Source organism: Abiotrophia sp. HMSC24B09 (assembly GCF_001815865.1).
In the GTDB taxonomy this organism is placed as follows: Bacteria; Bacillota; Bacilli; order Lactobacillales; family Aerococcaceae; genus Abiotrophia.
Map to the genome: position 1 here is coordinate 1 of NZ_KV822216.1, position 841 is coordinate 841.

The following is an 841-nucleotide window of genomic DNA, read 5'->3' on the forward strand; positions in this document are numbered from 1 at the left end:
GGCAACTTGACCTGTTTCCTTGTTTACCAATTCGAAAGTGAATTGGTCATCTGCTAAGTTTTTACCAGTCAAGGCTTTGCTTGCCTTTAAGACTTTGCTTACTGATCCCGCTTGGTAAGTGTTAGTAATCTCTTGACCATCTGGGTATTCTACCGCAGCTTCTAATTGACCTGCGTTGTCTGTGACAGTAACTTTAATGCGGTAAGTCTTATCGTCGTAAGTGACCCCACCAAGCTTACCATTTTGTTCTTTAACAGTGTATTCATAGACACCTGTTTGCGTATAAGTGATTGGGTCGAAATTAACGGTCCCGTTCTCATCCGCAGTTGCTTTGGTTTGGTTGTCTTTTGCTTCTGGAGCAGTTAAGTCAAAGCTAAACTCACCCGCTACTTGTGCACGACCAGTCAACTTCTTAGTGAAGCTGAAGCTTGCAGTCGTTGATAAAGCTTGGTAGTTGTTAGAGAACTCAGCTGGTTTAGCGTAAGTCTCAGTTGCCACTAATTGACCTTGACCATTGTCGGTAACTGCTACCGTTACTTCAACCGTCTTATCGTCATAGGTATAACCCTTAGAGCCGTCGTTCTTCTCACGAATAATGTAAGTGTGGTTCCCTACTTCTGTATAAGTTTCAGCTGGGAAGGTTACAGTCCCGTCTGCCTTATTCTTAGCAGTTTGAACTACTTGGTCAGTAGCTTTGTTAACCAATTCGAAGGTGAATTGGTCATCTGCTAAGTTAGCACCTGTCAGCGCCTTGTTAGCTTTCAAGACTTTGCTTACTGACGCTGCTTGGTAGACGTTAGTAATCTCTTGCCCATCTGGGTATTCTACCGCAGCTTCTAAT

1 protein-coding gene is annotated in these 841 nt (G+C 43.5%); it reads right to left on the reverse strand.

Features of this window, described 5'->3' with window-relative positions; translation table 11 throughout:
• A partial coding sequence (locus tag HMPREF3093_RS09430; protein ID WP_306806864.1) for a Spy0128 family protein occupies window positions 1-841 on the reverse strand: 841 nt, incomplete at both ends.